This is a genomic window from Pseudomonas sp. SLFW, from assembly GCF_009905615.1.
In the GTDB taxonomy this organism is placed as follows: Bacteria; Pseudomonadota; Gammaproteobacteria; order Pseudomonadales; family Pseudomonadaceae; genus Aquipseudomonas; species Aquipseudomonas bambusae.
The window spans coordinates 40608-65894 of the sequence record NZ_JAAAKW010000016.1 but is presented as its reverse complement, the minus strand read 5'-3'; the positions used below and the strand labels follow the sequence as shown (position 1 = coordinate 65894).

Sequence of the window (25287 nt, the reverse complement as noted above, 5' to 3'; positions counted from 1 at the left end):
CATGGGGCTCATTCCAATCGGAAATGAGCCCCATGTATGACAGCTCACAACCCGTTTACTGCGCCAACCCCACCTTCAGCAATTTCCCGTTCTCTTCATCCGTCAGCACATACAGATAGCCATCCGGCCCTTGGCGCACGTCACGAATGCGGGCGTTAAGGTCGCCCAGCAGGCGTTCTTCGTGCACGACTTTGTCGTCCTTGAGTTCCAGGCGGATCAGCACCTGCGCGGAGAGCGCGCCGACGAAGATGTCGTGGTCCCACTGCTTGAATTTGTCGGCGCTGTAGAACGTCATGCCGCTGATGGCCGGGGATTTTTCCCAGACGTGAAACGGGTGGGTAACGCCTTCGACGATTTTGCCTTTGGATTCGGGAATCGGCTGGCCGTTGTAGTCGATGCCGAAGGTGGAAATCGGCCAGCCGTAGTTAGCGCCGCGTTCGATGATGTTGATCTCGTCGCCGCCCATGGGGCCGTGTTCGTTGGTCCAGACTGTGCCGTTCCAAGGGTTGAGTGCGGCGCCTTGCTGGTTGCGGTGGCCGTAGCTCCAGATTTCAGGGCGGACATTTTTCTGGCCGACGAAGGGGTTGTCGTCCGGGACCGAGCCGTCGGCGTTCAAGCGCACAATCTTGCCTTGCAGCTTGTCGAGGTCTTGGGCGGTGGGCCGGTTGTTGTTTTCACCCAGAGCGATGAAGAGGTAGCCGTCCTGGTCGAACACCATTCGTGAGCCAAAATGATTGCCCACGGACAACTTCGGTTGCTGCTGGAAAATTCGCGTGAAGCCTTCGATTTTGGTCATGTCAGGCGACAGCCGTCCACGCCCTGCGGCAGTGCCACCGGTCTGGCCATCCGCCGAGGCTTCGGCGTAGGTCAGGTAGACCATGCGGTCCTTGGCGAAGTCCGGAGACAGCACGACATCGAGCAAGCCGCCCTGCCCCTGCACCCAGACTTTCGGCACGCCGGACAGCGGCGCCGAAAGCTTGCCGTCGGGGCTGACCACGCGCAGGCTGCCCGTGCGCTCAGTCACCAACATGCCTTTGTGGTCCGGCAGGAACGCCACAGCCCACGGGTGTTTCAAGCCCCCCACAACCTCGTCCACCGTCAGTGTGCCCTCCTCGCTTTTGTACGTGGCGGCGGAGGCTTGCAACGAGAGACTGAAAAAGGCCGTTGCACACAGCGTGGCGATCAGGGTCTTGCGGAACAGGCTGCGATGGGACATGGGCGATCCTTTTGCTGAGGTTTTAGTTGCTGCCGCGCGCGTTGCTGGACGGGCGCGGTGACTGCTGACGAGTAGGGTAGCCGTTGCCAATGCCGCCGTTTTCCAGCGTGGGCATGCGTTGGGGTGACGTATTCAGGGTCGAATTGCGCGGGACCGGCGCAATGGGCTGAGTCCCTTGGCGGCTGTTGGGATTGGCGCGGCGAATGGCGCCGTCATCGACGTTGTTGTTGCTGCGGTTGGGGTAGCTGGCCGAGGCCAACAGTTGAGGGGATTGCGCGGAAGGCACATCGGCATGAGCCACGCCGACGCCCAACAAGGCAGTCAGGGAAGACAGAGCAAGACGTCGCAGAAAGCTGTTCATCATTGACCTCGGAGGCATGATTGAGTGGCGAGTCCGGTATTGGATGGCGCGGGCGGCCCTAGGTTCGCCACGAGATGCGCAGAGAGATTCGCGGTGCGAGAAAGGATGAGCAACCGGTAGGGCATTTCACTTTGTAACGATGAGTGTCTGGGGAGAGCCTGGGAAAGTCTGGGAGAGCCTGGAAAGCGGGCAGTCGCCTGCCTTCGATGATCGGGCCCGGGATTGGGTGTAACCTCTGCCGACGAAAAAAGCCGCCGAGTTCCGAACCTGCCATGTCCGACGCCCCTGCCCTCAAGGAAATCTTCAACCACGAACGGCTAAAGCACATTGCCGATGAAACCTTCGCGGTCTATCCGGCATTTGATCGCAAGCGCTTTATCGCCCAGGCGACAGAGGGTCTGGACGGCCTGTCCCTCATGCAACGCCTGAACCGGGTCAGCCAAAGCCTGCACGCCGGACTGCCCCAGGATTATCTCGCGGCACTGGACATCCTCTATCAACTGGCCCCACGCTTGAACAGCGCGTTCGTCAGCCTGATCCTCCCGGAATACGTCGCTTTGTACGGTCAGGACGACTTTGAACGCTCGATGGAAGCGCTGAAGTTTTTCACTGCCTTCGGCTCTTCGGAATTCGCCGTGCGGCACTTCTTGCGCCGGGATTTCTCACGGGCCATCGAGGTGATGCACGGCTGGTCACTTGACGACAACCCGCACGTCCGGCGTCTAGCGAGTGAAGGATGCCGCCCTCGCCTGCCGTGGTCGTTTCGGCTGGAAAACCTGATGGTCGATCCCTCGCCGGTGCTGGATATCCTCGACAATCTCAAGGCCGACGACAGCCTGTACGTGCGCAAGTCGGTGGCCAATCACTTCAACGACATCACCAAAGACAACCCCGAATGGGTGCTCGATCAACTGGAGGGATGGTCGCTGGACAACCCGAACAGCGCCTGGATCGCTCGCCACGCCTTGCGCTCATTGATCAAGAAAGGCGATGTGCGTGCGCTGACGCTGATGGGTGCGGGCGAAAAAGCGCAGGTGCTGTTGAGCGACCTCAAAGTGACGCCTGACGCCATCAGCCTGGGTGAGCGGATCGAGCTGGCGTTCACGCTGACCTCCACATCAAAGGACGTTCAGCGCCTGATCATCGATTACGCGATTCATTACGTGAAAAAATCGGGCGGCACCTCGGCCAAGGTCTTCAAGTTCAAGACGCTGGAATTGGCCGCTGGCGCGTCTGTGACCCTGCGCCGCGAGCAACAGGTGCGCAATTTCACGACCCGCGTGCATTACGCCGGACGGCACGAGGTGGACGTGTTGATCAATGGTGAATGCCTGGGCCGCAGCGGCTTCGACCTGAACGCGTGAACGAAGGCAGCCGGTCGGCTGCTGCACAAATCTTCCAGACCTGAGGGTAGGCTGGGCGCTAACGTGTGCAGCCGTGCCTCTTTTTTCAGGAGCCTCCATGCCCGAACGCAACTGGATCGATCTCAAGCAGGACGCCTTGTCCGGCATCGAGACGGTGCGCGCGCATTTCGAAGGGCATGCGTACGACCCGCATTGGCACGACAGTTATCTGGTGGGCATTACCGAGCAAGGCGTGCAGCAATTCAACTGCCGTCGTCAGCAGCACAACAGCACGCCGGGCAAGGTGTTTCTGCTCGAACCGGGCGAAATTCATGACGGACACGCGCCGGAAGCGGACGGCTTCACCTACCGCACGCTGTACCTCGACCCGCACTGGATGGACCGGGAGTTGCGCGCCCAGTTCGAAGAGGCGCCGGACAACGGGCACGTCAGCTTTGCCGCGACCCTGGCCGACGACAACCGCCTGGCCATCGCCACTGCGAACGCCTTCGAAGCCATGCACAGTGGCGAGCTGCGCATCGTGCGCCAGACCGCGCTGGACAACCTTTTATCGAGTCTCACGGACCATTTGCGCTGGCGTGCGCTGATCAATCCCGATCCGCGCCTGCCGCTGGTGGCGCAACGGGCGCGGGATTATCTTCACAGTCATCTGCATCAGGACATCGGTCTTGACGATTTGGCGACGGTGACCGGCGTCGACCGTTTTCGCTTGAGCCGGGCGTTCAAGGCAGCCTTCGGATTGGCGCCCCATGCCTACCTCATTCAACTGCGCCTGACCCGCGCCCGCCGCCTGCTGGCCTGGGGTGAACTGCCGGTCGATGTCGCGGCGGCGCTGGGGTTTGCCGATCAGAGCCATTTGGGCCGCTGGTTCCAGCGCGCCTACCGCATGGCACCTGCCGACTACCGCAAGCGCTGCTCAAATCTTCCAGACTGACACCCGCCCGCGCCGCGATCATCACGGCATGATCCTTCGCTGCCGAGTTGTTCCCCATGCAAGCCTTTCTGCCGTTCCTGCTGTTCGCGTTCGTCTCTTCGATCACCCCTGGCCCGACCAACATTCTGGTGCTGACCAACAGCTCCCGATATGGCTTGCTGCGCACACTGCCGATCGTCGTGGGCGGCTGCGCCGGGGCGGCGTTGCTGGTGTTGGTCGTCGGCACGGGGCTGGGCGACGTGCTGGCCCGTCATCATCAAGTGCAAACGGTGATGGCGTGGGTCGGCATCGCCTGGCTGACCTGGCTGGCGTGGCAGATTTTCAGCGCGCCCGCCGAGGCCATTGATCCTGACCAAGCGAGCACTGGGCCGCGACTGGGGCTCTGGAGCGCTGCCAGCCTGCAACTGGTCAACCCGAAAACCTGGATGATGGCGCTGGCCGTGGTGAGTGTGTTTGCCGGGACTGACGCGGATCGGATGCTGCGGGTGATGTGGCTGTCGCTGACGTTCTTTCTGGTAGCGATCCCGTGCATGGCTGCGTGGGCCTACCTGGGCGTGAGCGCTGCGAAGTTTTTCCGTTCGCCGCAGAGCATGAAACGGTTCAATCAAGTCATGGCACTGCTGCTGGTGGCATCGGCGTGGTTGACGTTGGTGGTGTGAGAATTCCCGCGTTGTCGCCAACATGCCCCAGGGTCGCTGAAGAACTGCGATCCTCTGTAGGAGTGAGCTTGCTCGCGACGACTGAGGCTTAGCCGCTAGAAATGTGGCGGATGTACAGGCCTCTTCCCGAGCAAGCTCACTCCTACAGGTTTTGCAGAAGCCTGAAGACTGATCCCGGCCGCAATGACAAATCTGTGCAAGGGACGCCCACATGATTTAATGCCGGCTTTCAACACGAATTCCGGACCTCCCGCCATGGCCCCTTTCTACGACGCGCGCGGCAATATCTACGCTGTGATTTCCCCTGAAGCCCTGCGTGCGCTGGGTGTGAATGTGCCGCTGTCTGCCGCCGACGCCGCGCTGGCCCGTCTAAGCTGGGCGCCTCAGGCGGTGGCGGCGATCTGTGACTGGCCTGAAGGCCAGCGGCCGGCGGGCAGCAAGGCTCATCGCTCCGACGGTCTCTTGGTCGGTCCGTTTCAGGACACAGCGCCGTTCGACGTGCTGATCGTCAACACTGACGCCACCCTCGCCGAGCGCAGTGGCAACGGGCTGACCATCTTCTCGCAATCCCTGGCCGACACCGGTCGCACACCGCTGGATCAGGCGTTCACGCTACGGGTGCATCACGACAGCGCCGACTCCGCCAGCCCGGTGCCGACGCAAGCGATGCCCACCGTGATCGACAGCGTGTCGGGGTTCTGGCTGGACATCGGCACGCCAGGCTTCGGGGCGAAAGCGGTCGGGGCCATCGGGCCAGGCGTCAGCGAGACCACACACAATGACGCGCCGGTCAATCGCGTCGAACGGCTCGCCACGCTGCACCCTCACTGGCACACCAGCGTGTTCGTCAGAGTCGGCAACCCTCATTGCGTGACGCTGGTCCCGGACGTGGAGTCCCTGCCCGGTTTCGATGCGCTGCACGACGCCCCTCTCAACGATGCCCTGACTCGCATCGCCTTCGCTGCGGGCGAATTCGGTGATGGCGACCCCTGCCCTGCTGGCATCAACCTGCAATGGGCCGCGCGCATCGCCCCCAACCGGATCATGGCGCGGGTGTTCGAGCGCGGCGAAGGGCCGACCGCCTCCTCCGGAACCAGCGCCAGCGCGGTGGCGTCGACGGCCTGGCTCTGCGGCTGGGTCGAGGCGGGTCTGGTTGAGGTGGTGATGCCCGGCGGCACAGCACCGATCCGGCTCATCGAGCAGAACGGCCAATTGCACCAGGTCCAGCTGTTCGGCGCGGCCCATCCACAGCACTGATCTACCCCACCGTCGCGCTGTCCTTCCTGAAGACGGCGCAGTTTTATGTGGTCATTTGTGAATTCCAACGCAATCGCATGTGAAATTGCCACTATTCGGATTGCAACCGCCATGAGGTTGACTATGCTCTGATCCAACGTGGCTCGGCGCTGACAACACGCCGTGCACGGGCCGCATCAGTCATCGACACTGGAAGTCAGGCGCCGCATATGGACAGGCTCGGTCACCCCGCAAATCGACTACCGCTGATCGCTTCGATTGTGATCAGACGACTGGTATTCACAAGTTTTAACATTCCCCAACCCTTCTATTACGCGCCCGGCAGCCCTTTTCGGCAGTGCTCATTGCCGTGCGATGTCATACCGCCATGACTCATGCACGACGCCCTCAGGTCGATTTCCGTATCAGCCAATCAAGGAAGACGGTCGCGTTGACCGCGTTTTCGTAATTATCGAGGTGTCTGGCCCATGTTCAATTCCGTCCGCAAGGCTGTCGAAGCCGAGTTGCAAGTTTCCACCGCCGCGCTGTGCCAGTCGAAGGCCAAGCTGGCGGCGATCAGCCGTTCCATGGCCATGATCGAATTCACGCCGGATGGCATCATCCTCGACGCCAATGAGAATTTTTGTCTCACCATGGGCTATCAGCCGGGTGAGCTGGTCGGCAAGCATCACCGGATCTTTTGCGAGAAAGCGTTCTGCGACAGCGAGGCCTACGGCAAATTATGGCGCGACCTGGCCCGTGGCGAACCGCTGTGCGGCGAGTTCATGCGTCTGGACAAATCCGGACGGGAAATCTGGCTGGAAGCGAGCTACATGCCGGTCTATGACACCGACGGCAGGGTTCAAAGCGTGATCAAAGTGGCGTCGGACATCACCGCTCGGGCGCACAAGAGCCACGAAAACCAGAGCATGATCTGCGCGATCGGCCGCTCGATGGCGATGATCGAGTTCTCCCCTGACGGTCGGGTCATCACGGCCAACGAAAACTTCCTCAAGACCATGCATTACACGCTGGCCGAGATCGTGGGTCAGCACCACAGCCTGTTTTGCACCCGCGCCGAAGTGGAGTCCCCGGCGTACAAAGCGTTCTGGGCATCGCTCAATCGCGGCGAATACCACGCCCATCGTTTCGAGCGGGTCGATAAGCACGGTCAGACGGTCTATCTCGAAGCGACGTACAACCCGCTGTTCGATGCCAAAGGGCGTCTGTACAAGGTGGTGAAATTCGCCAGCGACATCACTGAACAAGTGACCGTGCAGCGTAACGCCGCCACCACTGCCCACGACACCTCGGTGCGCACCGATGCCTGTGCGCAGAAGGGTTCCAGCGTGGTGCAGCAAACGGTGGAGGTGATTGAGCAGATTTCCAATGACCTCAACGAAGCGGCGCGCAGCATCGATGCGGTGAACAAACAGTCGGAAATCATCGCCACCATCGTCCAGACCATTCGCGGGATTGCCGATCAGACCAACCTCCTGGCCCTCAACGCGGCCATTGAGGCCGCACGCGCGGGAGAGCACGGCCGTGGGTTTGCGGTGGTGGCCGATGAAGTGCGAGGGCTGGCAGCGCGAACCAGCAAGGCGACCATCGAGATTGTGGACGTGGTGCGACAGAACAACGAGCTGGCCAAGAGCGCGGTGTCGAGCATGCAGTCGAGCCTCAGCCGAACGGGCACCGGGGTGGAACTGGCCAATGAGGCCGGGGAAGTGATTCTGGAAATCCAGCAGGGATCGCGGCATGTGGTGGATGCGATCAGCCAGTTCAATTCGACGTTGCGGCTGGATTGAGCCCATCACTCGGGAACACTACGCACCTGTGGGAGCGAATCCATTCGCGAAACGGACGATCAGTCAATAAATCCCTATCGATTGTACTGACGTCTTCGCGAATGAACTCGCTCCCACAGGATCAATCATCCGCCAACATTTATTCGCCGATATCCTCATTCCACAATTCAGGCTTGTCGGCGATGAATTGCTTCATCAGCCCGATGCAGGTGGCGTTGTGCACCACGTCCACTTGCACGCCTCGCGAGCGCAAGAGTGCTTCTTCACCCATGAACGTTTCGTTCTCGCCGACGATGATCTTGCGAATGCCATACAGCAGGATCGCGCCACTGCACATCGCGCAGGGTGACAGGGTCGTGTAGAGCGTGGCTTCGCGGTAAACCCTGGCGGGCTGGCGTCCGGCGTTTTCGAACGCGTCCATTTCGCCGTGCTTGATCGCGCTGCCTTCTTGCACGCGACGGTTATGGCCGCGACCAATGATCTTGCCGTCGTGGACGATCACCGAGCCGATGGGAATGCCACCCTCGTCCAGCCCCTTCTGCGCTTCGTCGATGGCCGCCTGCATGAATGGGTCCATGGTCTCTCCTTCCCCTGTCGATCAAAAAATAGGCCGGACGCTGCTCGCAGCACCCGACGCCTCAAGGCTTGGCTTTTTTCAGCGCGTTGTCCAGCGCGGTCGACACATAGACTTTGAGCAACTCGCTGGAACGGCCTTTCATGTCCATGCCGACGTCGCGCTGCTTGGCGCGGAATTTATTGGCGATTTCAGGCGGGGGATCACCCGCGTCGAGGGCCGTCAGTTCGTCAGGGGTGAACGAAGCCGAGTAGGCAGCGGCGAGGTTTCGATCCCATTCCTGTTGATACTGGGGCTGCAAATACTGAAGTTCGTCCTTGACGATTTCCTGAGCCTTGGTGCGTCCGACGGCTTCGACGATGGTGGTGAACGTCACAGTGCGCGACGCCACCTGGTACCCCAGCCAGCCGAGGCTCTCGCCCAAATGATGATCCTTGACGAAAGCCAGCGCGTCGGGTGCTGTAGATGCGGTGGCCGGTGGCTGAGCGGAGGGTTGTGCTGGGCGCGAGGCTGAGGGATCGGGAGCGGTGTCGCCCGCCATCGCACAGTTTGACGCCCCCACCAATACGCCAAACAGCCCTCCGGCCGCCAAGTTCAAAATCGTCAACGCAGTCGATCTGCTATATCCCATGTCCTCTCCCCGGCGACTTTTATCTGTGTGATCAACTCACTGACTCCCCCGAACGCTAGCAGTTGAGCGACGCTTTACCAACTGATCGAACGCGTGCCCGGCTCAAGGCGAGCGGTGCGTTCAGGGGTGAGACCACAGATTCGGGGCAAGGTTGAGAGGAGATTGCAGTCTGGAAGACCGGCACAGAAGGGAGTGGGCTTGATCACGAAGGGGCCAGATCATCCACATCCCTGTGGTTTCTGGAATCAGCCTTCGTGGGCAAGCCCGTGCACACAAGGGGAATTGCTCGAAACGACTTACAACCCCGCCGAGACCTTCTTCGCGATGTCAGCAGGCACCCACGCAGTCCAGATTTCCGGGTGGTCTTTCAGGAACGTCTTGGCCACCGCATCCGGCTCCAGACGTTTCTCGCTCATTTCGCCGAGGGTTTTGTTCAGTTGATCAATCGGCAGATCAACCTTCTCGAAGAAGCTCACCAGCTCTGGGTATTGCTTGTGAAACGGCTCGGACACGCCAATGGCCAAGTGCGCGGCCAACGAGGCCGATCCGATCGGGTTCGGGTTGGAGGCATCGGACAGCGTCTTCCACGCGGCCTCATTGAACGGCGGCTCTTCCAGCTTGATCAGCTTGAAACGGCCCAGCAACGGCGTCGGTGACCAGTAGTAGAACAGCACCGGTTTGTTACGGCGAATCGACGAGGCGATTTCCGCGTCCAGTGCCGCGCCCGAGCCGGTGCGGAAGTTCACATAGGTGTCGTTGAGCTTGTACGCCTTGAGCTTCTGGGTGTTGACGATTTCAGAGGTCCAACCCGTCGGGCTGTTGAGGAACCGGCCCTTGCTCGGGTCTTCCGGGTCTTTGAACACGTCTTTGTACTTGGGCAGGTCAGCCACCGATTTGAGGTCCGGCGCCAGGGGTTTGATGCCTTTTTCCGGGTCACCCTTGATCACGAATTCCGGCACCCACCAGCCTTCGGTGGCGCCTTTGACGATGTTGCCGAGGCCGTAGACCTTGCCTTCGGATTCCGCTTTCACCCACGCGGGGCTGCGACCGGCCCACTCTTCACCGATCACTTGAATGTCGTTCTTGGCCAGCGCCGCTTCGAGGCTGACCGTACTGCCTGGCAGCTTGTCGGTCGGGTAACCGTAGCCCTTCTCGACGATAGTCCGCAGGACTTCTGTGATCAGGCTGCCGCTTTCCCAAGTGATGTCGCCGAAGTGAATGGGCGTGGTCTTTTCAGCGCTGTGCGCGGGCTGGGTCAGAACCGCCAACGCGAGCAGCGAGCCGCCCAGCAAGTGTTTGATCGATGTCATGGTTGTCTCTTTTTAGTTCTGGTTAATGAGGTCGGTCACATCGTCAGCGATCAAGCCCCTGTCACGGCAGGCTCGGTCGGCTTCGGCACAGCACACGTTTCACTCAAGACCTGCGCGCACGTCGCAGGTTTCAGTTTTTTCACATCAGCCCCCAACCTGTGATCTGCGAGGCGGCTCACAACGCTGGCAATCCCAGGCGGTGCGCATGTTGTTCGTAATCGAGCAGCACCTGGTAATCCTCTTCGCGGGCGGGCAGCACTTCGCTGATCGCCAGCACCTGCGCAACGTGCGGCAGGTCTTTGAGGGCCTGATTCAACGCGGCCCGAATCGCCTCGGCATCCGCGCCGACGCGGGTGATATAGGGCAGGCACGGCCCCTCGGCGGTGCGCCCGATCACCTTCACTCCCGCCACCTCCTCGCTGTGATCCCGAGCGAGATAATCGAAGGTCACGCTGTCGATGGCGGCAAGATCCCCGTGCCCTTCCTTGATCGCGGTGAGGCTGTTGCGATGGCCCCCGGTCAACGACACTTGGGCGAAGAAAGTGCCGCCTTCTTGCAGCGGTGCCAACGCGTGGCGAAACAGGTTCATGCCGGAATTGGAGTCTCGGGAGTTGAGCAGCCCGTGACTGCCGCGGAAATCCTCCAGCCGCCCACGCGCATCATCGGTCCTCGCCACCAGCACGCTGCAATGGTTGCCATCAGCGCTGTGGCGCAGTTGATACACCGGACGTCCCACCACCTGAACCTGCCCCCGCAGTTGGGTCATCAGCGGGTAGCCGCAGGTTTGCGTGATCAATAAATGCGGCGACAGCCAGAGCTGCGGCAAATCAAGCGACTGGGCGTCCAGGCGTTCTGCCCCGAGCAGTTCAAGCACGCGGCTCACCCATTGCTCCTGCGCCTCGCGCACGCGGTCAGGGGCAACGTACATTCTTAATTCTGCGTAGCCTTGAGCCATGTCGGGATACCGGTCGGGTGCGAAGGTCGCCAAAGGAATACTCGAACCCCCTGATCCTTCACGTAAGGAAGAAGCGGCCCTGCAATTCTGCACATGACCGATACAACGTTGTACATCGAGACCGGAAAAGATGTAGATCGTTTGGTTATGACGACCAAACCAAATGTGCCACGCGTCCCTCAAGTGTGCGTGCTAGCCTCGGCCATCACTTCCTGCCGTTAACCGGGATGCACATGAAAACAACGCTGTTAGCCGTTTCCCTCGCGGCCCTTTTCGGGTCGTCACTGGCCACTGCCGCCACACCTGCTTCCGCGTCAAACATCAGCCATGAACAGTTCGCCACAGTGCTCAAGGGCGACTGGCGCGTGCCCAAAAATGCGGCCCGCGATCAGTACCGGCATCCGGAACAGACGCTGACCTTCTTTGGCGTGCGCACCGATCAGACGGTCATCGAAATCACGCCGGGCAATGGCTGGTACAGCGAGGTGTTGGCCCCGTTGCTCAAGGACAAAGGTCATTACGTCGCCGCCATCGTCGACCCTTCGGAAAACGATTATGCGAAAAAATCCGCCGAGAGCCTCCGGCAGAAATACGCCGCCGACCCTGCGCATTACGGCAAGGTCGACGTCGTAGCGTATGCCCCCAAGGCTCCGGTTTTCGGCAAGCCTGGTTCGGCGGACACCGTGCTGACCTTCCGCAACGTGCACAACTGGGTCGATGAAGGCAATGAAGCCGCCACATTCAAGGCGTTTTACACCGTGCTGAAACCGGGCGGGACGTTGGGCGTGGTCGACCATCGGGCCAAGCCGGGCACCACGGCCAAGGACAACGAAAAGAACGGCTACCTGCCCACCGATTACGTGGTGAAGCTGGCCGAAACCGCGGGGTTCAAGCTGGTGGGTCAGAGCGAAGTCAACGCCAACCCCAAGGACACCAAGGACTACCCCGACGGCGTCTGGACCCTCCCACCCGCGTTGGTGAAGGGTGATCAGGACAAGGACAAATACCTGGCGATTGGCGAGTCGGACCGAATGACATTGCGGTTCGTCAAACCGGGCAAATAGGCTTCAAGAAAACGGTCTGTAGCGCGCAAAAGCACCTGTGGGGCCGGCTTGCTGGCTCCCACAATGAGGTCACATTTCACTTCCTACCCCCGCGATCAATCATCCGCATTCGGGTCCATGTCGGGGAACAGGACCTCGGTGAAGCCGAAGCGGGTGAAATCCTTGACCCGCGACGGGTACAGACGACCGATCAGGTGATCGCATTCATGCTGCACCACCCGTGCGTGAAACCCTCGCGCTTCGCGCTGAATCGCCTTGCCATCGGGATCGAACCCTTCATAGCGGATGTGCTCGTAACGCTCGACCACACCGCGTAAACCCGGCACGGACAGACACCCTTCCCAGCCTTCTTCCACGGTCGGTTCCAGCGGCGTGATCAGCGGATTGAGCAGAATGGTCTGCGGCACAGCCTCGGCATCCGGGTAACGCTCACTGCGCTCGAAACCAAAGATCACCAGTTGCAGATCGACGCCAATCTGCGGCGCGGCCAACCCGACGCCCCCCACGCTGCGCATGGTTTCGAACATGTCGTCGATCAGGGTTTTCAGCTCGCGCGAGCCGAACATCGACTGGGGCACGGGCGGCGAAATACGCAGCAGGCGCTCGTCACCCATTTTCAGAATTTCACGAATCATGGAAGAACCTTTCGAAAGGGGCGGATGCACCGGTCAGATGCGCATCCTGCCACAAGGATCGATCAGGGTTTATCGGTTTTGAGCGGTTGCAGGGGCTGCAGCGCCGGTTCGTAATCATGATCGTGATCGTGGGTGTGATCCCGTCCCAGACCCGAGACGTGCTTCTTCGCAATCACGGTCTCACCATCCGCATTTTCACCGCCATCGCCCGCCACTTTTTCACCCTTGGCCTTGCCCTCTTCGGACATGTGCTCGATCACGGCATTCATCTCTGCGCCCAGCAGCAAGACCGAAGCGGAAATGTAGAAATACAGGAGCAGAACAATGATCGCCCCGATGCTGCCGTACATGGCGTCGTAGTTAGCGAACGTCTTCACGTAATAGGCAAAGCCCAGCGAGGCCACGATCCACACCACCACTGCCAGCACCGAACCGGGCGAAATGAAGCGGAATTCCTGCTTCACGTCAGGCATCAGGTAATACATGGTCGCCACCGAGACCATCAGCAAAATGATGATCACTGGCCAACGCAACAGCGTCCACAGCGTAACGATGAACGCTTCCATGCCGATCTGCGCGGCGAGCCAGCTCATCACCTGGGGGCCGGTGACCATTAGCGCGGCAGCCGCCAGTAACATCCCGGCAAAGCCCACGGTGTACAGCACCGACAACGGAATACGCTTCCACACAGGGCGCCCTTCCGCGACGTCGTAAGCAGCGTTCATCGCGCTCATCATCAGCCGTACGCCTGCCGAGGCAGACCACAGGGCGATCACGATACCGATGGACAGCAAGCCGCCCTTGGACTGTTGCAACTGGTCAATCACGGGGTTGACCTGATCCAGCGCCACAGGCGGCAGGACCATTTCCGACTGCAAACGCAGCCAACTGAAAAAATCAGGCAAATGCAGGAAGCCGATCAGCGCGATCAGGAACAGCAGAAACGGGAACAGCGAGAACAACATCTGGTAAGCCAACGCCGAGGCGTAGGTCGACATCTCGTCGTCGAGAAACTCTTTGACCGTCCTGACCAACACGGTTCTCACACGTAGCTGGCGCAAATCCGGGAATATCATGGCGTCTCCTTTCGCGACGTAGACGTATCTGAAGCACATTTACCTATACGAGCGGGCAAACGCTTTGAAATTCCATAGGCCCTCTGGAACGGGGCGGCTTTTTACATCCAGTTAAGCACTTTTGCCACGACGAATACGTTGCAGGATGTCTGTTGCAGAATGTTTTGGGCCGGACACAATAACGGCCATCAAAGGATGGCCGCTACGGGTCATGCAGTGTGTCGCCAGGGGCTCCTGATTAACCGAAGCCGCAGCGCGCAGGCCATCAGGCCTTGTCGACGCCTTTTTTCACGGCATCTTTGGTTTTGCCAACCGCTTGTTGCGCTTCGCCCTTGAGCTCTTGCGCCTTACCCTCGGCTTTGAGTTTGTCGTTGTCGGTGACTTTGCCGACGCCTTGTTTGACATTACCGGCTGCTTCGTTGGCCATGCCTTTGACTTTATCGCCAGTGCTGCTCATCGTGTTTCTCCTCGGTAAGAATCAGGTGTCATAACCTCGACATAAACATTGACCGGCCCCCGTCCGCGAGAGTTTCAATTATTTCAGAGGCGGTTTTTTCGTCGGCTGTGAGGCTTTTCATCGCCAGCTCCAGTTTGGGCTTTATGTTTGCCGGACAACCCCGGAGAATGCGCGGCCGAACCGGATTGTGATTATCCTGCCCTTTCAGCGGACACACCCTCAGGATCACGAGAAAGCGCTACACAGGAACGTTATGAAAATTGACAAGCAGCAGGCCATCGCGCGCCGCAATGAGCAACTGGGTGGCGCCGTGCTGGGCACCAACAACACCCATTTCGCCGTACTCGACCCCAAACGCAACATCTGGTGGTTCGACCTTCCCGTCGCGCGTCTGGCGGTCGGTCAATACGAATGGCTGCATCTGCTGCTGCACGCGCCGAGCACCGACGAGCTGATTCACCTCAAGGTGACGACCAGGTTCCTGCGTGAGCAGAAGGACGGCGTGGTGATTCGCAACGAAGGCAAACGCAAGTCCACGGTCAGCTTGGAGCTGTCAGCGGACAAGGATTCGTACCTCAAGGACATGCGTCCTAACGGCGCTAATCTGAGTTTTGCGGCATTCGTGCAGAAGTAATCAAGGGCATACTTCGCCTTATCAGTCCTGTGCAAATCATCCTGTAGGAGCGAATTCATTCGCGAAAAGGGTCCAGCCGATGCGATGCGTCGCCTGAAATGCCTTCGCGAATTCGCTCCTACAGATTCATATCGCCTGGACCTTGAACCTGCGCACGGTCCAACACCCCACCGCCCCCGCCACACCCGACGCGAACGTTCCCCACGCCCAGTCCACCAGCGCCAGTTGCGAAGGCCAGCCCTGCAAGGTCGCCCAGTTGGTCAAGTCATAGGTGCCGTAGGCCATCAGCCCGAGCAACGCGCTATACCCCGCTGCGTATTTGAGGCTGCCAGCCCTCACACCTGGCAACACGCCGATCACCACGATGCCCACGATGTAGATCAGGTAGAACAACAGCGCCGGGAAAATCACGGGGGTTTCCAGCATCAACGGCCCCAGCCAGGCGCGATAGGTCGGCCCCATCAATACACCAAGCCAGAGGCCGTCGAGCACCAGAAACGCTGCGAGCGTGGACAGATAAGCGCTGAGAAATCGTTTCATGGGCACACCCCGAGCAAGCCATGAGTCGCACCGGTTGGCGCGCTCATTGGCTGTGACCTGCGTTCATCGACGATAGCTGCAAAAAGCGTTGCGCTTTCTCTCGACGGCGATGCGAGCCGCGCAGGAAGGGGTGAATCAGACCAGTTCGATACGGTCCGCGTGAATCACGATCTGACCCTGTTTGTACAACGCGCCGATGGCTTTCTTGAAGTTGCCTTTGCTGACCCCGAACAGGTTGCTGATAACCGCCGGATCGCTCTTGTCGCTGACGGGCAGCACGCCGTTGTTCTGGCGCAACTTGTCGAGGATCTTGGTGTTCAGACTGCTCGCCAATTGTTCGCCCACGGGTTGCAAGCTGAGGCTGATGTTGCCGTCGCTGCGTATTTCCTTGATGAAGCCTTTTTCCTGTTTGCCGGAACGCAGGAACTTGAACACTTCATTCTTGTGAATCAGGCCCCAATGCTTGTTGTTGATCACGGCCTTGAAGCCCATGGACGTTTCTTCAACCACGAGCAGGTCCACTTCCTGCCCCACGGTGTAGTTGACAGGCACTTTGTCCAGATAGCGGTCCAGGCGCGACGTGGCGGTGATGCGGCGGGTGTGCTTGTCGAGATAGACATGCACCACGCAATAATCCCCGGCTTTTAGCGGACGCTTTTCTTCGGAATACGGCAGCAGCAGGTCCTTGGGCAACCCCCAGTCCAGGAAGATGCCGATGCTGTTCACTTCCACCACTTTGAGACTGGCAAATTCACCGACCTGAACTTTCGGTTTTTCCGTGGTGGCAATTAACTTGTCATCGCTGTCCAGATAAATGAAGACGTTTAACCAGTCTTCGTCTTCACTGGGAATATCTTTGGGAATATAGCGGTTGGGCAGCAATATTTCGCCGTCCTGCGCACCGTCCAGATATAAACCGAAGTTAGTGTGTTTAACCACTTGCAAACTGTTGTAGCGCCCGACTAAAGCCATGTCCAAATACCCTCATTGCGTGGGCGGCATTCTACCCGAGATTGGCGCGGTCTGGCCGGTCGTGCGAGGGCCGTTTCTCAGCAGGCGTTGCGGGCCTTGAAAATCAAGGCATTGGTGGAGGCAGGCGGCCAGAGAAAAGGGAAATCGTCTCCATTCGTCAGATCGAATCAGCGATTTCGCGAAAAAATTTCCCCCATAGCGGGTCGCATTTCGGTGATGCCCACGCAATTAAAACAGGCAGTTAGCGGGTATTCCCAAGGTATGATTTGCGTCGCAGTCAATACCGTCCTCCCCCGCAGGCTGTATATTTACCGCGCAATTTTCTGCGTATTCCGATAAGATGGCCGGCCGTATTAAATTTATATAGGTCAATTGCAGCCATGCGCGTAAAAGCATCCAACTCGAAAGCCAAGCCAGCTCCTGCCGTTGAGACCAGCGATTCGATCAACGCACAAATCGCGGCTTTCCTGAAGTCCGGCGGCGAAATCCAGCAGATCGCAAAAGGCGTCAGCGGCCAGACCTTCGGCACATCGAAACAGATCTCCCTCGGTAAAAAGTAAATTTTTCCCCGCCTCCGCGGTCGACATCCAGGCGCTTTGATCACAAGGCGCCAGGTCCATCGCTCCCAGAATCATTAAGCCCGCTTCTACAAAGCTCTGCTTTACTGTCTCGACACAGGCCACTCGTCTTCGATTGGCGGCTGTAGGTGACAGGCCGGACGATGCCCTGAATGACCCGACGTCTCAGCGGAAATCCGATATGAAGAAATGGATGTTTTTCAGCGCCTTGCTCTGTCTTGGATTGGGTGGCTGTGTAACAAAGGGCTGCGATGTCACGACGGTTGGCAGCGGTTGCCGATCCGACTACCTGCTCTATCAGAACGACATGTTGCAGGCCAAGTGGATCATCAACGAGCGTCGTCAGGACAGTTACGAACTGGCGAGCGCATTGCTGAGCCGTGCAGCCAAACAGGACAAGACCGGGGAAGCCGAGTTTTATCAGGCGGTGCTGCAACTGCGGCTGAACCCTGAAGGCTCGCAGGTGCATGATTTGCTGCAGAGCTCCGCCGACAAGAAATACCCGCTGGCCATCGCGCTGCTCGCGCAACTGTCCGGCTCTGTAGATCAGGACAAGGCCCGTAGCTACCGGGCGAAGTACGACGAACTGGACGTCGCCAAGAGCGGTTACCCGTCATTTCCTCAAGCGCTGATCGTGGTCAACAAGTTGATTTCACAGAACAACTGATTGCGAAGTTCACATTTTCTGCCATGAATCGACCAGCGGTCGATTCATGCGCGCATTCGCCGGTATGCTTGCGAGGCTCTAGCTCGCGGTTCTTATCGGCGCTCCTGCGTTGCGCCCATCATTCAGATAAGTACCTTCGATCCACTCCTCTGAATCCGAACAGGAGTGAAGCATGCCTTATGCTCGCTGTTTTACCCGCTGGACCGGCGCGCTGCTGACAGGTGCGCTATTGATCCATCCCCCCGCTCGGGCTCAGGTTCTGGAACGTGACCTCGGAGACTTCAGTCTCAAACTCGGCACCACGCCCAGCCGCTCCATGGCTCAGGGGCTGGTGACGCCAAGCGCGGGAGACTCGAAGTTCCACGGTGGCCTGGACCTCACCCACGAAAGCGGTTTCTACTTCGGCCAGTGGTCGCCCAGCGCGGGCCTGGCGCCGAACACCACCCTTGAAGTCGATTCCTACCTGGGCTTCAAGAAACCCTTCGACAAAACCCTGGGCTACGAGCTGGGCGTGATCCGCTACAGCTACCCCAATACCAGTCAGATCGACAGCCACGAGCTGTACGCCGGTTTTCGCATTTTTGACAGCCGCATCGGCACCGCCGTGAGCACAGACGCCGGGCGTCAGGACAGCACGCTGTTTCTCGACCTTGGCGCATTGGGCGGTTTCATGCCACTGGGGCTGGACCTGCGCATGCAATACGGCAATCACCAGCTCGATGCGCCTACGGTCATCGACGGCGGGGGTGTGGTAAGCGCCTACAACGACTGGTCGTTCAACATTTCCCGCCCATGGCTGGGGATGGACATGAACCTGATGTACAGCGGCTCCAGCCTTAATGGTGCCGATTGCAGCGCTTACAGTGGGCATAACACCCAGTGCGAAAGCGCAGTGACCCTCAAGATCGTCCGCTCGTTCTTCTGATCGGCTGAACCGCCTTGCCCTGACTCGCTCTATAAAGAGGAGACGAACCGGCAAGGAGCGGACATGCGCATTGTGTTGAAGACCTGTATTTCGCTGTGGCTCAGCCTGCTGCTCGTCGCAGGGTGTAGCCAGATTGGTCTGACGTACCGGCATCTGGACCTGATCATTCCGTGGTCACTCAGCGACTATCTGGCGATGCACTCGAATCAGAAAGACTGGCTCGACGAGCGCATCAAGGAACACCTGACCTGGCATTGCACCACCCAAATTCCTGACTACCTCACATGGCTCGACCGCCTGCAGAACATGGTCGAAACCAATCAGGTCAACGAAACTCAGCTCAAGGTGCGCACCGCCGAGGCCCGTCAGGCCATCGCGACCATCTCCCATGAAATCACGCCGTCGGCGGTCGAGTTGCTGCGCCAGTTGGACGATCAGCAGGTCAGTGAGATGGAGGCCGCGTTCGCCAAAGACTTGAGCAAGCATGAAGCGGAGTACGTCGATCAGCCCTTGGACCAACAGATCAAGGACAGGGCGCAACGCATGGAGAAACGCCTGAACCCGTGGGTCGGCAAACTTAGCCCGGCGCAAAAGGATCGCGTGATGCAATGGTCGACGTCACTGGGCGAGCAGAACCGGGTCTGGATCGACAACCGCGCCCACTGGCAATCGCTGCTGGTGACGGCCGTCAAACAGCGACAGGCGCCGGATTTCGATCAGAGAATCGCTCGGTTGCTGCAAGATCGCGAGACGTTCTGGACGCCGGAATACCGGGCGGCGTACGACCACACCGAGCAGGCGGCCATTTCGTTGATCACGGATTTGATGGCGCAAAGCTCGCCTGATCAGCGACAGAAGCTGCTGGCAAAGATCGCGGATGTACGGCAGGACTTTACCAACCTGAGCTGTTTGAAAGGGGTGAAAAAAGCGTCGTGATTCTTCCTCTGTAGCAGTCTGGCTTGCCGACGGCGGCGATGTTGAGTACGCCGCCCCGGCATGCCAGACAGGACGTCAAATAGCGCCCGGCGCGACCTGCGCCTTCAACGACACCTTGTCAAAGGTCGCCGGATCAAGGGCATCGGCCTGCTCGTCCAGCACCTGACGCGGAGGGGCGTCGCCCGGGATTCCGCTCTCGATCATCGCCAAGAGCCGTGAACCTCGTTGCGTCAACACAAAATTCTCGCCGTTGCCGCCCTCTTCCTCTGGCCGCGATTCAATGAACCCGTTCTTGAACAGCAACGACTCCAGATCGGCAGCGCGCTTTTTCAGCGCGTCCAGATCCCCGGTATTATCACCGGCAGCCGCCCTGGCCGCAGCATGCTCTTCGGCGTATTTGCGCGGGGCAAACGGTTTATCAGCGCTGTTTTGGACTTCATGCAACAGTCGCTCGATCAGGTCCCAGTCATATTTGTCAGACATCTTCCAACCTCCAGGAGCAGGGATGAAAGCCCGCGACATCCGGTCGTCGGGCGGTGGTGCTCGAAAGGTGTGACCGACCTCATTCGCAGCCGTTCAGCCCACGCGCCCAGCGGCTTCGCGCTGAACTTTTGCCTCCAGCGCCCCCTCCACTCCTTACGCAGGCAAGAGATACCGAGGCAATCATGAAAACCCTGATGAGCATCACCGCCGCGCTGACGCTGCTCGTGGGCACGTCGGTCTGGGCGTGCACGCCGGAAGAGGCTGAAGCCAAGCGTGAACAACTGGCGCAGGAAGTTCACAAGCTGACGCAGCAGAACCCTGCGAAGGCGAAGGAGTTGAATCAAGAGATCAAAGACATGCAACTGGAGACGTCAGCGAATGACGTGCCGGACAAATGCCAGTTGATAGATCAGCGGTTGAAGGAGATGGATGAGGCGGCGAAGAAAGCAGAGGGATGATTTGTATCGAGAGTGCCCATTCTGACGCGGAACGACCCGCCCCTGCAGATCACCTGTCGGAGCGAATGTATTCGCCAGGCAAGGGTACAACCGACATTTTTTCTATCGGTTGAGCCCTTTTTTCGCGAATGAATTCGCTCCCACAGTCACGTAATTGGAGCTGACGTTTACTCGGAAACCGGCGGACGGGTCACGCGCTTTTTCAGCGGCGCCAAACCGTCCTGGCTCACGAGCGACTCGGCTTTCGGACGGTTCACCGTCTTGCGCTTGGTCGGCCCCTTGACGGCGGTTTTCTTCTTGTCACCCTTGGCGTCGGTCTTTTTCTTCTTCACCCCAACAGCCTTGCCCGACGCCTTGACCTTCTTCGGACCGGTGTACGTACCCTTCACTTCCTTGATGGTACGGCGCTCGAATTTCTGCTTCAGATAGCGCTCGATGCTCGACATCAGGTTCCAGTCGCCGTGAGTGATCAGCGAGATCGCCAGCCCTTCCGCCCCTGCACGGCCCGTGCGGCCGATGCGGTGAACGTAATCGTCGCCGGTGCGTGGCATGTCGAAGTTGATGACCATGTCCAGGCCATCAACGTCCAGACCACGGGCGGCGACGTCGGTGGCGACGAGGATCTTCACCCCGCCCTGCTTCAGACGGTCGATCGCCAGCTTACGGTCCTTCTGGTCCTTGTCGCCGTGGAGCACAAAGGTCTTGTATTCCAGCGCCACCAGACGACCGTAAATGCGGTCAGCCATCGCACGGGTGTTGGTGAAGATGATCGCCTTCTGGTACGTCTCATTGGCCAGCAGCCAGTTCAGCACCTGCTCTTTGTGCACGTTGTGGTCAGCCGTGATGATCTGCTGACGGGTGCCCGGAGCCAGTTCGCTCACGCTGTTGACCTGCAAGTGCTCAGGGTTATTGAGCACCTTGCCGATCATCTCGCGCAGGCCTGAACCGCCGGTGGTGGCGGAGAACAGCATGGTTTGCTGACGGTTGGCGCATTCGTTGGCCAGGCGCTCAACGTCTTCGGCAAAGCCCATGTCGAGCATGCGGTCGGCTTCGTCGAGGACGAGCAATTCAACGTGCTTGAGGTCCAGATTGCCGGCATTCAACTGCTCCAGCAGACGACCCGGCGTGCCGATCAGGATGTCCGGCACCTTGCGCAGCATGGCGGCCTGCACCTTGAAGTCTTCGCCACCGGTGATCAGACCGGCCTTGATGAACGTGAACTGAGAGAACCGCTCGACTTCCTTGAGGGTCTGCTGCGCCAGCTCGCGGGTCGGCAGCAGGATCAGCGCGCGGATGTCGACGCGAACCTTGGCCGGGCCGATCAGGCGATTGAGCATCGGTAATACGAACGCGGCAGTCTTGCCGCTGCCGGTTTGCGCCGTCACCCGCAGATCGCGTCCTTCCAGCGCCAGCGGAATGGCCGCTGTTTGCACAGGCGTAGGCTCGACGAAATTGAGTTCGGCCACGGCTTTGAGCAGGCGTTCGTGCAGGGCGAATTGGGAGAACACGGGTGTTACCTCGGCGGAATACAAAAAAACAGTCGCATAGGTTACCGGTTTAAGGCGCCTTCGCCGAGTTTCTTTACCTCAAAGGGCCTATTTTGTTACGGGATTTGCCCTTCTGCCCCTTGAGCATCCTGACAATGCTCTAATCCCGCCCCTTTTTTCATTCAGGAGATATAGCGCCCATGGACACCTCTTCACTCTGGTTGCGCGTTCAGGAGGTCTGGGACCTGCTCGAACACCAGCCCATGTTGCGCACGGCGCTGGGTTTGCTGATGTTGCTGGTTGCCGCCCTCGCGCTCGGCCGACTGGTGCGCTTCGTCATTCTGTACGCCATGAAAGCCCTCGGCCGTCAGCCCGCGCTGTTCTGGCTCAATGACTTCCTGCACAACAAAGTCTTCCATCGCCTGGCGCAAATGACGCCCTAACTGGTCATTCAATTCGGCCTCAATCTGGTGCCAGACCTGAGCCCCGCCGCTGCCCATGTACTGGGCAATGTGGCACTGGCCTTCACCATTCTGTTCCTGATGCTCACTGTCGGCGCACTGCTCAACGCCATGCTGGACATCTATGCCCGCACCGAACATGCCCGCACGCGCTCGATCAAGGGCTATGTGCAACTGGCGAAAATGATTCTCTACGTGTTCGCCGCGATCATCATCGTCGCCACGCTGATCGACCGCTCGCCGCTGTTGTTGCTGTCAGGCCTGGGTGCGATGTCGGCGGTGATTCTGTTGGTGTACAAGGACACGCTGCTGTCGTTCGTCGCCAGCGTGCAACTGACCAGCAACGACATGCTGCGCGTCGGCGACTGGATCGAAATGCCGCAGGTCGGCGCCGACGGCGATGTGGTGGACATCACGCTGCACACGGTCAAGGTGCAAAATTTCGATAAAACCATCGTCTCGATTCCAACCTGGCGCCTCATGTCCGAGTCCTTCAAGAACTGGCGCGGGATGCAGCAGGCGGGGGGCCGACGGATCAAACGCAGCCTGTTCATCGACGCCAGTGGTGTGCGGTTCGTTGCGGAGGCCGAAGAGCAGAAACTCACTCAGGTCCGCCTTTTAACCGATTACATGGGCCGCAAAAAAGCCGAACTCAAGGCCTGGAACGAAGCGCAAGGCCACGTCGCCGAACTCTCCGCCAACCGCCGTCGCATTACCAATCTCGGCACCTTTCGCGCGTACGCCCTCGCCTACCTGAAAAGCCACCCGGACATTCACCCCGACATGACGTGCATGGTCCGCCAGATGGAAACCACGGCTCAGGGCGTCCCGCTGGAAATCTACTGTTTCACCCGCACGACGAGTTGGGCGGATTACGAGCGGATACAGGGGGATATTTTCGATTACCTGTTGGCCGTGTTGCCGGAGTTTGGGTTGGGTGTGTATCAGCAGCCGAGTGGGTTGGATATGCGGGTTGGAATGGGGACGCGTTGAGTGGGAAAGTCTGGTCCAGAAACGCCTAAGCTTCCCACGTCCCCACGCTCTGCCAGTTTTGCAGCCGTCTACGTCAAAGACGTATAATCCCGCACTGCTGACTGCCATTGAGTCGCCTCTGTTTTCCAAGCTGTGGCCCGACTACTGGACAGAGTTGGAACGGGGCGAGTTCATCGCCCACCTTGCCGCTCATCTAGAAGCCGGGACAGTTGTGCCAGGCTCCAATGGGTGTCGCAAAGTGCGTTGGAACACGGATGGCAAGGGCAAGAGTGGCGCCGTGCGAGTGATCTACACCGCGCAATTGGCCTGCGGCGCACCAGTTGTGTTGCTCATCTATGGCAAAAGCGCCACTGAGAATATTCCCGCACACGTGCTGCGTAAAATCGCCAAGGAGTTCAATCATGCCCCTGACTGAAGAAGAACTGATGGAACGGGATGCCAAACGCAACATTGGTGAAGAACTCCTCAACGCCATTCGAGACGTGAAAGCGGGTCAACATGGCGCAGTTCACTCCGTAGCCCTCACCGAGGCAGCAGAGGCCCGGAGCAAAACCGGTCTCTCTCAGCCGCGATTCGCGGAACTGCTGGGTGTCTCCGTGCGTACGCTTCAGGAATGGGAACAAGGTCGACGTACACCCTCTGGTGCGCCGAGGTCTTTGTTGCACATCGCTGCGCTCAGGCCGGATGTCTTTCGGGATGTCTTGTCGAGGTAGTCTCGTCGTCCCTGATCTACGTACAAACAAAAAGCCCGGCATCTGCCGGGCTTTTGATTGTGGTACAGCCTGTATCACTCAGTACCGCTGATAGCTCGAACCGAACTCTTTGCGGTTGTCAGCGACAATCACCGTGCTGGACGAAGGAGCGGCGAACGGCTTGATGCTGGTTTTGTCCGCGGCGTTGGCGCCGATAGCGGTAGCGTGGATGTAGGTGGGTTCCAGCACGATGGTCTGACCGGCCTGGGTCGATTGAGGGCTGGCGAAAGCGGACGTCGCGACCAGAACCGAAAGAGCGAAGCCGAGGGCGATGGATTTTTTCATGATGGGTCTCTCCAAGTAGTTAGTTGAATCGCTGTGTTGCATTCAATCTAAGTCCTTCGAAGAGATATTAAAAAACATTGCGACACATGCTGAATATCAAGTTCACTGATAATAGAGAAAGCCCTATCGACGCAATCAGCTTCTTGTATATGTCGAAAACACTCAATAAAAAACCCGGCATCGGCCGGGTTTTTATTAAGTGCGCTCAGGTAGGACTAAGCATGCACTGTTGACTCAGTAGCGCTGATAGCCCGACCCGAATTCTTTGCGGTTCTCAGCAACGATCACGGTGCTGGAGGCCTTGCTGTCAAAGGGCTTGACGGCATCTTTGCTGGCCACTTTGCTGTCCAGGGTCGAAACGCTGGCGGCATCGACAATGGCGCGTTGGTAGGCTTTTTCTGGCGCGGCAAAGGCAGAACCGGCTGCCAGGATAGACAGTGCAAAACCGAAGGCGATGGATTTTTTCATGATTTCAATCTCCAGAGAACCGTAAGTAAGGGGGGTTAATTCGTTTCGTTGGAGCCAATCTATTCGGTCAGCGCACTATTGAAAAACCACGTCTGAACATACTCAACATCACCTCCAATGATGTTAGCGACTGGGATGTCTAGCCCGGCTATTTCAGCGGCAAGCGGTTGTCTTTGGACGCGAAATCGAAGGGGACGTACCTCCCAGTACCGGCCAGAAAGGCCACTCGGTGAGTGGAGAGCGACAATGAATGGGCCATAAAAAACCCGATGACCCGACGCTATGAGCGGGTCTATCGGGTGATGCATTCAGGAGCCGCGAATGCCAAGGGAGAGTCGATGAACACGAGCAGGGTCTCGCCTGGGCAT

At 59.0% G+C, this 25287-nt stretch carries 29 protein-coding genes and 2 pseudogenes; 16 read left to right on the top strand and 15 right to left on the bottom strand.

Going from position 1 to position 25287, the window contains the following annotated elements:
• Positions 1 to 55 precede the first annotated feature (55 nt).
• Positions 56 to 1201 carry a PQQ-dependent sugar dehydrogenase gene (locus tag GVN17_RS23235; RefSeq protein ID WP_166597649.1) on the bottom strand — a complete coding sequence of 382 codons (1146 nt, stop codon included), beginning with the start codon at positions 1199 to 1201 and terminating at the stop codon, positions 56 to 58.
• A 37-nt stretch (positions 1202 to 1238) separates the two neighbouring features.
• Positions 1239 to 1577: a hypothetical protein gene (locus GVN17_RS23230; protein ID WP_166597605.1), complete on the bottom strand. Its 339-nt coding sequence runs from the start codon at positions 1575 to 1577 to the stop codon at positions 1239 to 1241.
• Positions 1578 to 1849: 272 nt separating this feature from the next.
• Here GVN17_RS23230 and GVN17_RS23225 point away from each other — a divergent pair, with 272 nt between their 5' ends.
• From GVN17_RS23225 to GVN17_RS30050, 6 genes and pseudogenes are all read left to right on the top strand, one after another.
• On the top strand, positions 1850 to 2941 hold the full coding sequence (locus GVN17_RS23225; RefSeq protein ID WP_166597604.1) for a DNA alkylation repair protein: 1092 nt from the start codon (positions 1850 to 1852) through the stop codon (positions 2939 to 2941).
• A 97-nt stretch (positions 2942 to 3038) separates the two neighbouring features.
• Entirely contained in the window at positions 3039 to 3875 is an 837-nt protein-coding gene (locus GVN17_RS23220) for an AraC family transcriptional regulator (RefSeq protein WP_166597603.1), read from the top strand.
• 56 nt (positions 3876 to 3931) lie between these two features.
• Positions 3932 to 4534, top strand: coding sequence for a LysE family translocator (locus GVN17_RS23215; RefSeq protein ID WP_166597602.1), 603 nt, complete (start codon positions 3932 to 3934; stop codon positions 4532 to 4534).
• 255 nt (positions 4535 to 4789) lie between these two features.
• A complete protein-coding gene (locus tag GVN17_RS23210; RefSeq protein WP_166597601.1) occupies positions 4790 to 5791 on the top strand; it encodes a diaminopimelate epimerase in 1002 nt (333 codons plus the stop codon).
• Positions 5792 to 6258: 467 nt separating this feature from the next.
• Positions 6259 to 7044: pseudogene (locus tag GVN17_RS30055) on the top strand (PAS domain-containing protein); the annotation flags it as partial.
• A complete protein-coding gene (locus GVN17_RS30050; protein ID WP_371928604.1) occupies positions 7039 to 7578 on the top strand; it encodes a methyl-accepting chemotaxis protein in 540 nt (179 codons plus the stop codon). The pseudogene GVN17_RS30055 and the gene GVN17_RS30050, both read left to right, overlap by 6 nt.
• Before the next feature lie 139 nt (positions 7579 to 7717).
• Here GVN17_RS30050 and GVN17_RS23200 read toward each other — a convergent pair whose 3' ends face one another.
• The 4 genes from GVN17_RS23200 to GVN17_RS23185 form a co-directional block, all read right to left on the bottom strand.
• Positions 7718 to 8155 carry a nucleoside deaminase gene (locus GVN17_RS23200; RefSeq protein ID WP_166597599.1) on the bottom strand — a complete coding sequence of 146 codons (438 nt, stop codon included), beginning with the start codon at positions 8153 to 8155 and terminating at the stop codon, positions 7718 to 7720.
• A gap of 61 nt (positions 8156 to 8216) precedes the next feature.
• Positions 8217 to 8783: a hypothetical protein gene (locus GVN17_RS23195; RefSeq protein WP_166597598.1), complete on the bottom strand. Its 567-nt coding sequence runs from the start codon at positions 8781 to 8783 to the stop codon at positions 8217 to 8219.
• A gap of 296 nt (positions 8784 to 9079) precedes the next feature.
• Positions 9080 to 10093 (bottom strand): ABC transporter substrate-binding protein, encoded by a 1014-nt coding sequence (locus tag GVN17_RS23190; protein ID WP_166597597.1) that lies wholly within the window; start codon positions 10091 to 10093, stop codon positions 9080 to 9082.
• 175 nt (positions 10094 to 10268) lie between these two features.
• Positions 10269 to 11048, bottom strand: a complete 780-nt coding sequence (locus GVN17_RS23185; protein ID WP_166597596.1) for a phosphate/phosphite/phosphonate ABC transporter substrate-binding protein — start codon at positions 11046 to 11048, stop codon at positions 10269 to 10271.
• Between the two features lie 233 nt (positions 11049 to 11281).
• On the opposite strand from GVN17_RS23185, the gene GVN17_RS23180 reads away from it, so the two are divergent.
• Positions 11282 to 12112 (top strand): class I SAM-dependent methyltransferase, encoded by an 831-nt coding sequence (locus GVN17_RS23180; protein WP_166597595.1) that lies wholly within the window; start codon positions 11282 to 11284, stop codon positions 12110 to 12112.
• 95 nt (positions 12113 to 12207) lie between these two features.
• Here GVN17_RS23180 and def read toward each other — a convergent pair whose 3' ends face one another.
• From def to GVN17_RS23165, 3 genes are all read right to left on the bottom strand, one after another.
• Positions 12208 to 12747: a peptide deformylase gene (gene def / locus GVN17_RS23175; RefSeq protein ID WP_166597594.1), complete on the bottom strand. Its 540-nt coding sequence runs from the start codon at positions 12745 to 12747 to the stop codon at positions 12208 to 12210.
• Between the two features lie 62 nt (positions 12748 to 12809).
• On the bottom strand, positions 12810 to 13823 hold the full coding sequence (locus GVN17_RS23170; RefSeq protein WP_166597593.1) for a YihY/virulence factor BrkB family protein: 1014 nt from the start codon (positions 13821 to 13823) through the stop codon (positions 12810 to 12812).
• Between the two features lie 265 nt (positions 13824 to 14088).
• A complete protein-coding gene (locus GVN17_RS23165) occupies positions 14089 to 14280 on the bottom strand; it encodes a CsbD family protein (RefSeq protein ID WP_166597592.1) in 192 nt (63 codons plus the stop codon).
• Positions 14281 to 14533: 253 nt separating this feature from the next.
• On the opposite strand from GVN17_RS23165, the gene GVN17_RS23160 reads away from it, so the two are divergent.
• Positions 14534 to 14914 carry a hypothetical protein gene (locus GVN17_RS23160; protein ID WP_166597591.1) on the top strand — a complete coding sequence of 127 codons (381 nt, stop codon included), beginning with the start codon at positions 14534 to 14536 and terminating at the stop codon, positions 14912 to 14914.
• 126 nt (positions 14915 to 15040) lie between these two features.
• On the opposite strand, the gene GVN17_RS23155 is transcribed toward GVN17_RS23160, so the two are convergent.
• Positions 15041 to 15454: a DUF2177 family protein gene (locus GVN17_RS23155; RefSeq protein ID WP_166597590.1), complete on the bottom strand. Its 414-nt coding sequence runs from the start codon at positions 15452 to 15454 to the stop codon at positions 15041 to 15043.
• Positions 15455 to 15589: 135 nt separating this feature from the next.
• Positions 15590 to 16426 (bottom strand): S1 RNA-binding domain-containing protein, encoded by an 837-nt coding sequence (locus GVN17_RS23150; RefSeq protein ID WP_166597589.1) that lies wholly within the window; start codon positions 16424 to 16426, stop codon positions 15590 to 15592.
• A 380-nt stretch (positions 16427 to 16806) separates the two neighbouring features.
• Here GVN17_RS23150 and GVN17_RS23145 point away from each other — a divergent pair, with 380 nt between their 5' ends.
• From GVN17_RS23145 to GVN17_RS23130, 4 genes are all read left to right on the top strand, one after another.
• Positions 16807 to 16986 carry a hypothetical protein gene (locus tag GVN17_RS23145; protein WP_166597588.1) on the top strand — a complete coding sequence of 60 codons (180 nt, stop codon included), beginning with the start codon at positions 16807 to 16809 and terminating at the stop codon, positions 16984 to 16986.
• 199 nt (positions 16987 to 17185) lie between these two features.
• Positions 17186 to 17671 (top strand): hypothetical protein, encoded by a 486-nt coding sequence (locus GVN17_RS23140; RefSeq protein ID WP_166597587.1) that lies wholly within the window; start codon positions 17186 to 17188, stop codon positions 17669 to 17671.
• A 172-nt stretch (positions 17672 to 17843) separates the two neighbouring features.
• Positions 17844 to 18596: a TorF family putative porin gene (locus tag GVN17_RS23135; protein WP_166597586.1), complete on the top strand. Its 753-nt coding sequence runs from the start codon at positions 17844 to 17846 to the stop codon at positions 18594 to 18596.
• Positions 18597 to 18659: 63 nt separating this feature from the next.
• Positions 18660 to 19532 carry a DUF6279 family lipoprotein gene (locus tag GVN17_RS23130; RefSeq protein WP_166597585.1) on the top strand — a complete coding sequence of 291 codons (873 nt, stop codon included), beginning with the start codon at positions 18660 to 18662 and terminating at the stop codon, positions 19530 to 19532.
• A gap of 75 nt (positions 19533 to 19607) precedes the next feature.
• Here the strand turns inward: GVN17_RS23130 and GVN17_RS23125 are convergent, their stop codons facing one another.
• Positions 19608 to 20015, bottom strand: coding sequence for a transcriptional regulator (locus GVN17_RS23125; RefSeq protein WP_166597584.1), 408 nt, complete (start codon positions 20013 to 20015; stop codon positions 19608 to 19610).
• Positions 20016 to 20197: 182 nt separating this feature from the next.
• Between GVN17_RS23125 and GVN17_RS23120 the strand changes: the two genes are divergently transcribed.
• A complete protein-coding gene (locus GVN17_RS23120) occupies positions 20198 to 20473 on the top strand; it encodes a hypothetical protein (RefSeq protein ID WP_166597583.1) in 276 nt (91 codons plus the stop codon).
• Between the two features lie 167 nt (positions 20474 to 20640).
• Here GVN17_RS23120 and GVN17_RS23115 read toward each other — a convergent pair whose 3' ends face one another.
• Complete coding sequence (locus GVN17_RS23115; RefSeq protein ID WP_166597582.1) at positions 20641 to 21981, bottom strand: DEAD/DEAH box helicase; 1341 nt, start codon at positions 21979 to 21981, stop codon at positions 20641 to 20643.
• A gap of 179 nt (positions 21982 to 22160) precedes the next feature.
• Here GVN17_RS23115 and GVN17_RS23110 point away from each other — a divergent pair.
• The 3 genes and pseudogenes from GVN17_RS23110 (at position 22161) to GVN17_RS23100 (ending at position 24127) form a co-directional block, all read left to right on the top strand.
• Positions 22161 to 23414, top strand: a pseudogene (locus GVN17_RS23110) (mechanosensitive ion channel family protein).
• Between the two features lie 238 nt (positions 23415 to 23652).
• Entirely contained in the window at positions 23653 to 23829 is a 177-nt protein-coding gene (locus GVN17_RS29745; protein ID WP_256665351.1) for a hypothetical protein, read from the top strand.
• Positions 23816 to 24127 (top strand): DNA-binding transcriptional regulator, encoded by a 312-nt coding sequence (locus tag GVN17_RS23100; protein WP_166597581.1) that lies wholly within the window; start codon positions 23816 to 23818, stop codon positions 24125 to 24127. The genes GVN17_RS29745 and GVN17_RS23100 overlap by 14 nt, the downstream gene beginning before the upstream one ends.
• A 78-nt stretch (positions 24128 to 24205) precedes the next feature.
• Here GVN17_RS23100 and GVN17_RS23095 read toward each other — a convergent pair whose 3' ends face one another.
• Both GVN17_RS23095 and GVN17_RS23090 read right to left on the bottom strand, forming a co-directional pair.
• Positions 24206 to 24451: a hypothetical protein gene (locus GVN17_RS23095; RefSeq protein ID WP_166597580.1), complete on the bottom strand. Its 246-nt coding sequence runs from the start codon at positions 24449 to 24451 to the stop codon at positions 24206 to 24208.
• Positions 24452 to 24685: 234 nt separating this feature from the next.
• Entirely contained in the window at positions 24686 to 24919 is a 234-nt protein-coding gene (locus GVN17_RS23090) for a hypothetical protein (RefSeq protein WP_166597579.1), read from the bottom strand.
• Between the last annotated feature and the right edge of the window lie 368 nt (positions 24920 to 25287).

Bases quoted from the DNA above. Each gene is read 5' to 3' on its own strand.
- GVN17_RS23230 (WP_166597605.1), bottom strand. From the start codon at position 1,577: ATGAACAGCTTTCTGCGACGTCTTGCTCTGTCTTCCCTGACTGCCTTG.
- GVN17_RS23225 (WP_166597604.1), top strand. From the start codon at position 1,850: ATGTCCGACGCCCCTGCCCTCAAGGAAATCTTCAACCACGAACGGCTA.
- GVN17_RS23220 (WP_166597603.1), top strand. From the start codon at position 3,039: ATGCCCGAACGCAACTGGATCGATCTCAAGCAGGACGCCTTGTCCGGC.
- GVN17_RS23215 (WP_166597602.1), top strand. From the start codon at position 3,932: ATGCAAGCCTTTCTGCCGTTCCTGCTGTTCGCGTTCGTCTCTTCGATC.
- GVN17_RS23210 (WP_166597601.1), top strand. From the start codon at position 4,790: ATGGCCCCTTTCTACGACGCGCGCGGCAATATCTACGCTGTGATTTCC.
- GVN17_RS23200 (WP_166597599.1), bottom strand. From the start codon at position 8,155: ATGGACCCATTCATGCAGGCGGCCATCGACGAAGCGCAGAAGGGGCTG.
- GVN17_RS23195 (WP_166597598.1), bottom strand. From the start codon at position 8,783: ATGGGATATAGCAGATCGACTGCGTTGACGATTTTGAACTTGGCGGCC.
- GVN17_RS23190 (WP_166597597.1), bottom strand. From the start codon at position 10,093: ATGACATCGATCAAACACTTGCTGGGCGGCTCGCTGCTCGCGTTGGCG.
- GVN17_RS23185 (WP_166597596.1), bottom strand. From the start codon at position 11,048: ATGGCTCAAGGCTACGCAGAATTAAGAATGTACGTTGCCCCTGACCGC.
- GVN17_RS23180 (WP_166597595.1), top strand. From the start codon at position 11,282: ATGAAAACAACGCTGTTAGCCGTTTCCCTCGCGGCCCTTTTCGGGTCG.
- def (WP_166597594.1), bottom strand. From the start codon at position 12,747: ATGATTCGTGAAATTCTGAAAATGGGTGACGAGCGCCTGCTGCGTATT.
- GVN17_RS23170 (WP_166597593.1), bottom strand. From the start codon at position 13,823: ATGATATTCCCGGATTTGCGCCAGCTACGTGTGAGAACCGTGTTGGTC.
- GVN17_RS23165 (WP_166597592.1), bottom strand. From the start codon at position 14,280: ATGAGCAGCACTGGCGATAAAGTCAAAGGCATGGCCAACGAAGCAGCC.
- GVN17_RS23160 (WP_166597591.1), top strand. From the start codon at position 14,534: ATGAAAATTGACAAGCAGCAGGCCATCGCGCGCCGCAATGAGCAACTG.
- GVN17_RS23155 (WP_166597590.1), bottom strand. From the start codon at position 15,454: ATGAAACGATTTCTCAGCGCTTATCTGTCCACGCTCGCAGCGTTTCTG.
- GVN17_RS23150 (WP_166597589.1), bottom strand. From the start codon at position 16,426: ATGGCTTTAGTCGGGCGCTACAACAGTTTGCAAGTGGTTAAACACACT.
- GVN17_RS23145 (WP_166597588.1), top strand. From the start codon at position 16,807: ATGCGCGTAAAAGCATCCAACTCGAAAGCCAAGCCAGCTCCTGCCGTT.
- GVN17_RS23140 (WP_166597587.1), top strand. From the start codon at position 17,186: ATGAAGAAATGGATGTTTTTCAGCGCCTTGCTCTGTCTTGGATTGGGT.
- GVN17_RS23135 (WP_166597586.1), top strand. From the start codon at position 17,844: ATGCCTTATGCTCGCTGTTTTACCCGCTGGACCGGCGCGCTGCTGACA.
- GVN17_RS23130 (WP_166597585.1), top strand. From the start codon at position 18,660: ATGCGCATTGTGTTGAAGACCTGTATTTCGCTGTGGCTCAGCCTGCTG.
- GVN17_RS23125 (WP_166597584.1), bottom strand. From the start codon at position 20,015: ATGTCTGACAAATATGACTGGGACCTGATCGAGCGACTGTTGCATGAA.
- GVN17_RS23120 (WP_166597583.1), top strand. From the start codon at position 20,198: ATGAAAACCCTGATGAGCATCACCGCCGCGCTGACGCTGCTCGTGGGC.
- GVN17_RS23100 (WP_166597581.1), top strand. From the start codon at position 23,816: ATGCCCCTGACTGAAGAAGAACTGATGGAACGGGATGCCAAACGCAAC.
- GVN17_RS23095 (WP_166597580.1), bottom strand. From the start codon at position 24,451: ATGAAAAAATCCATCGCCCTCGGCTTCGCTCTTTCGGTTCTGGTCGCG.
- GVN17_RS23090 (WP_166597579.1), bottom strand. From the start codon at position 24,919: ATGAAAAAATCCATCGCCTTCGGTTTTGCACTGTCTATCCTGGCAGCC.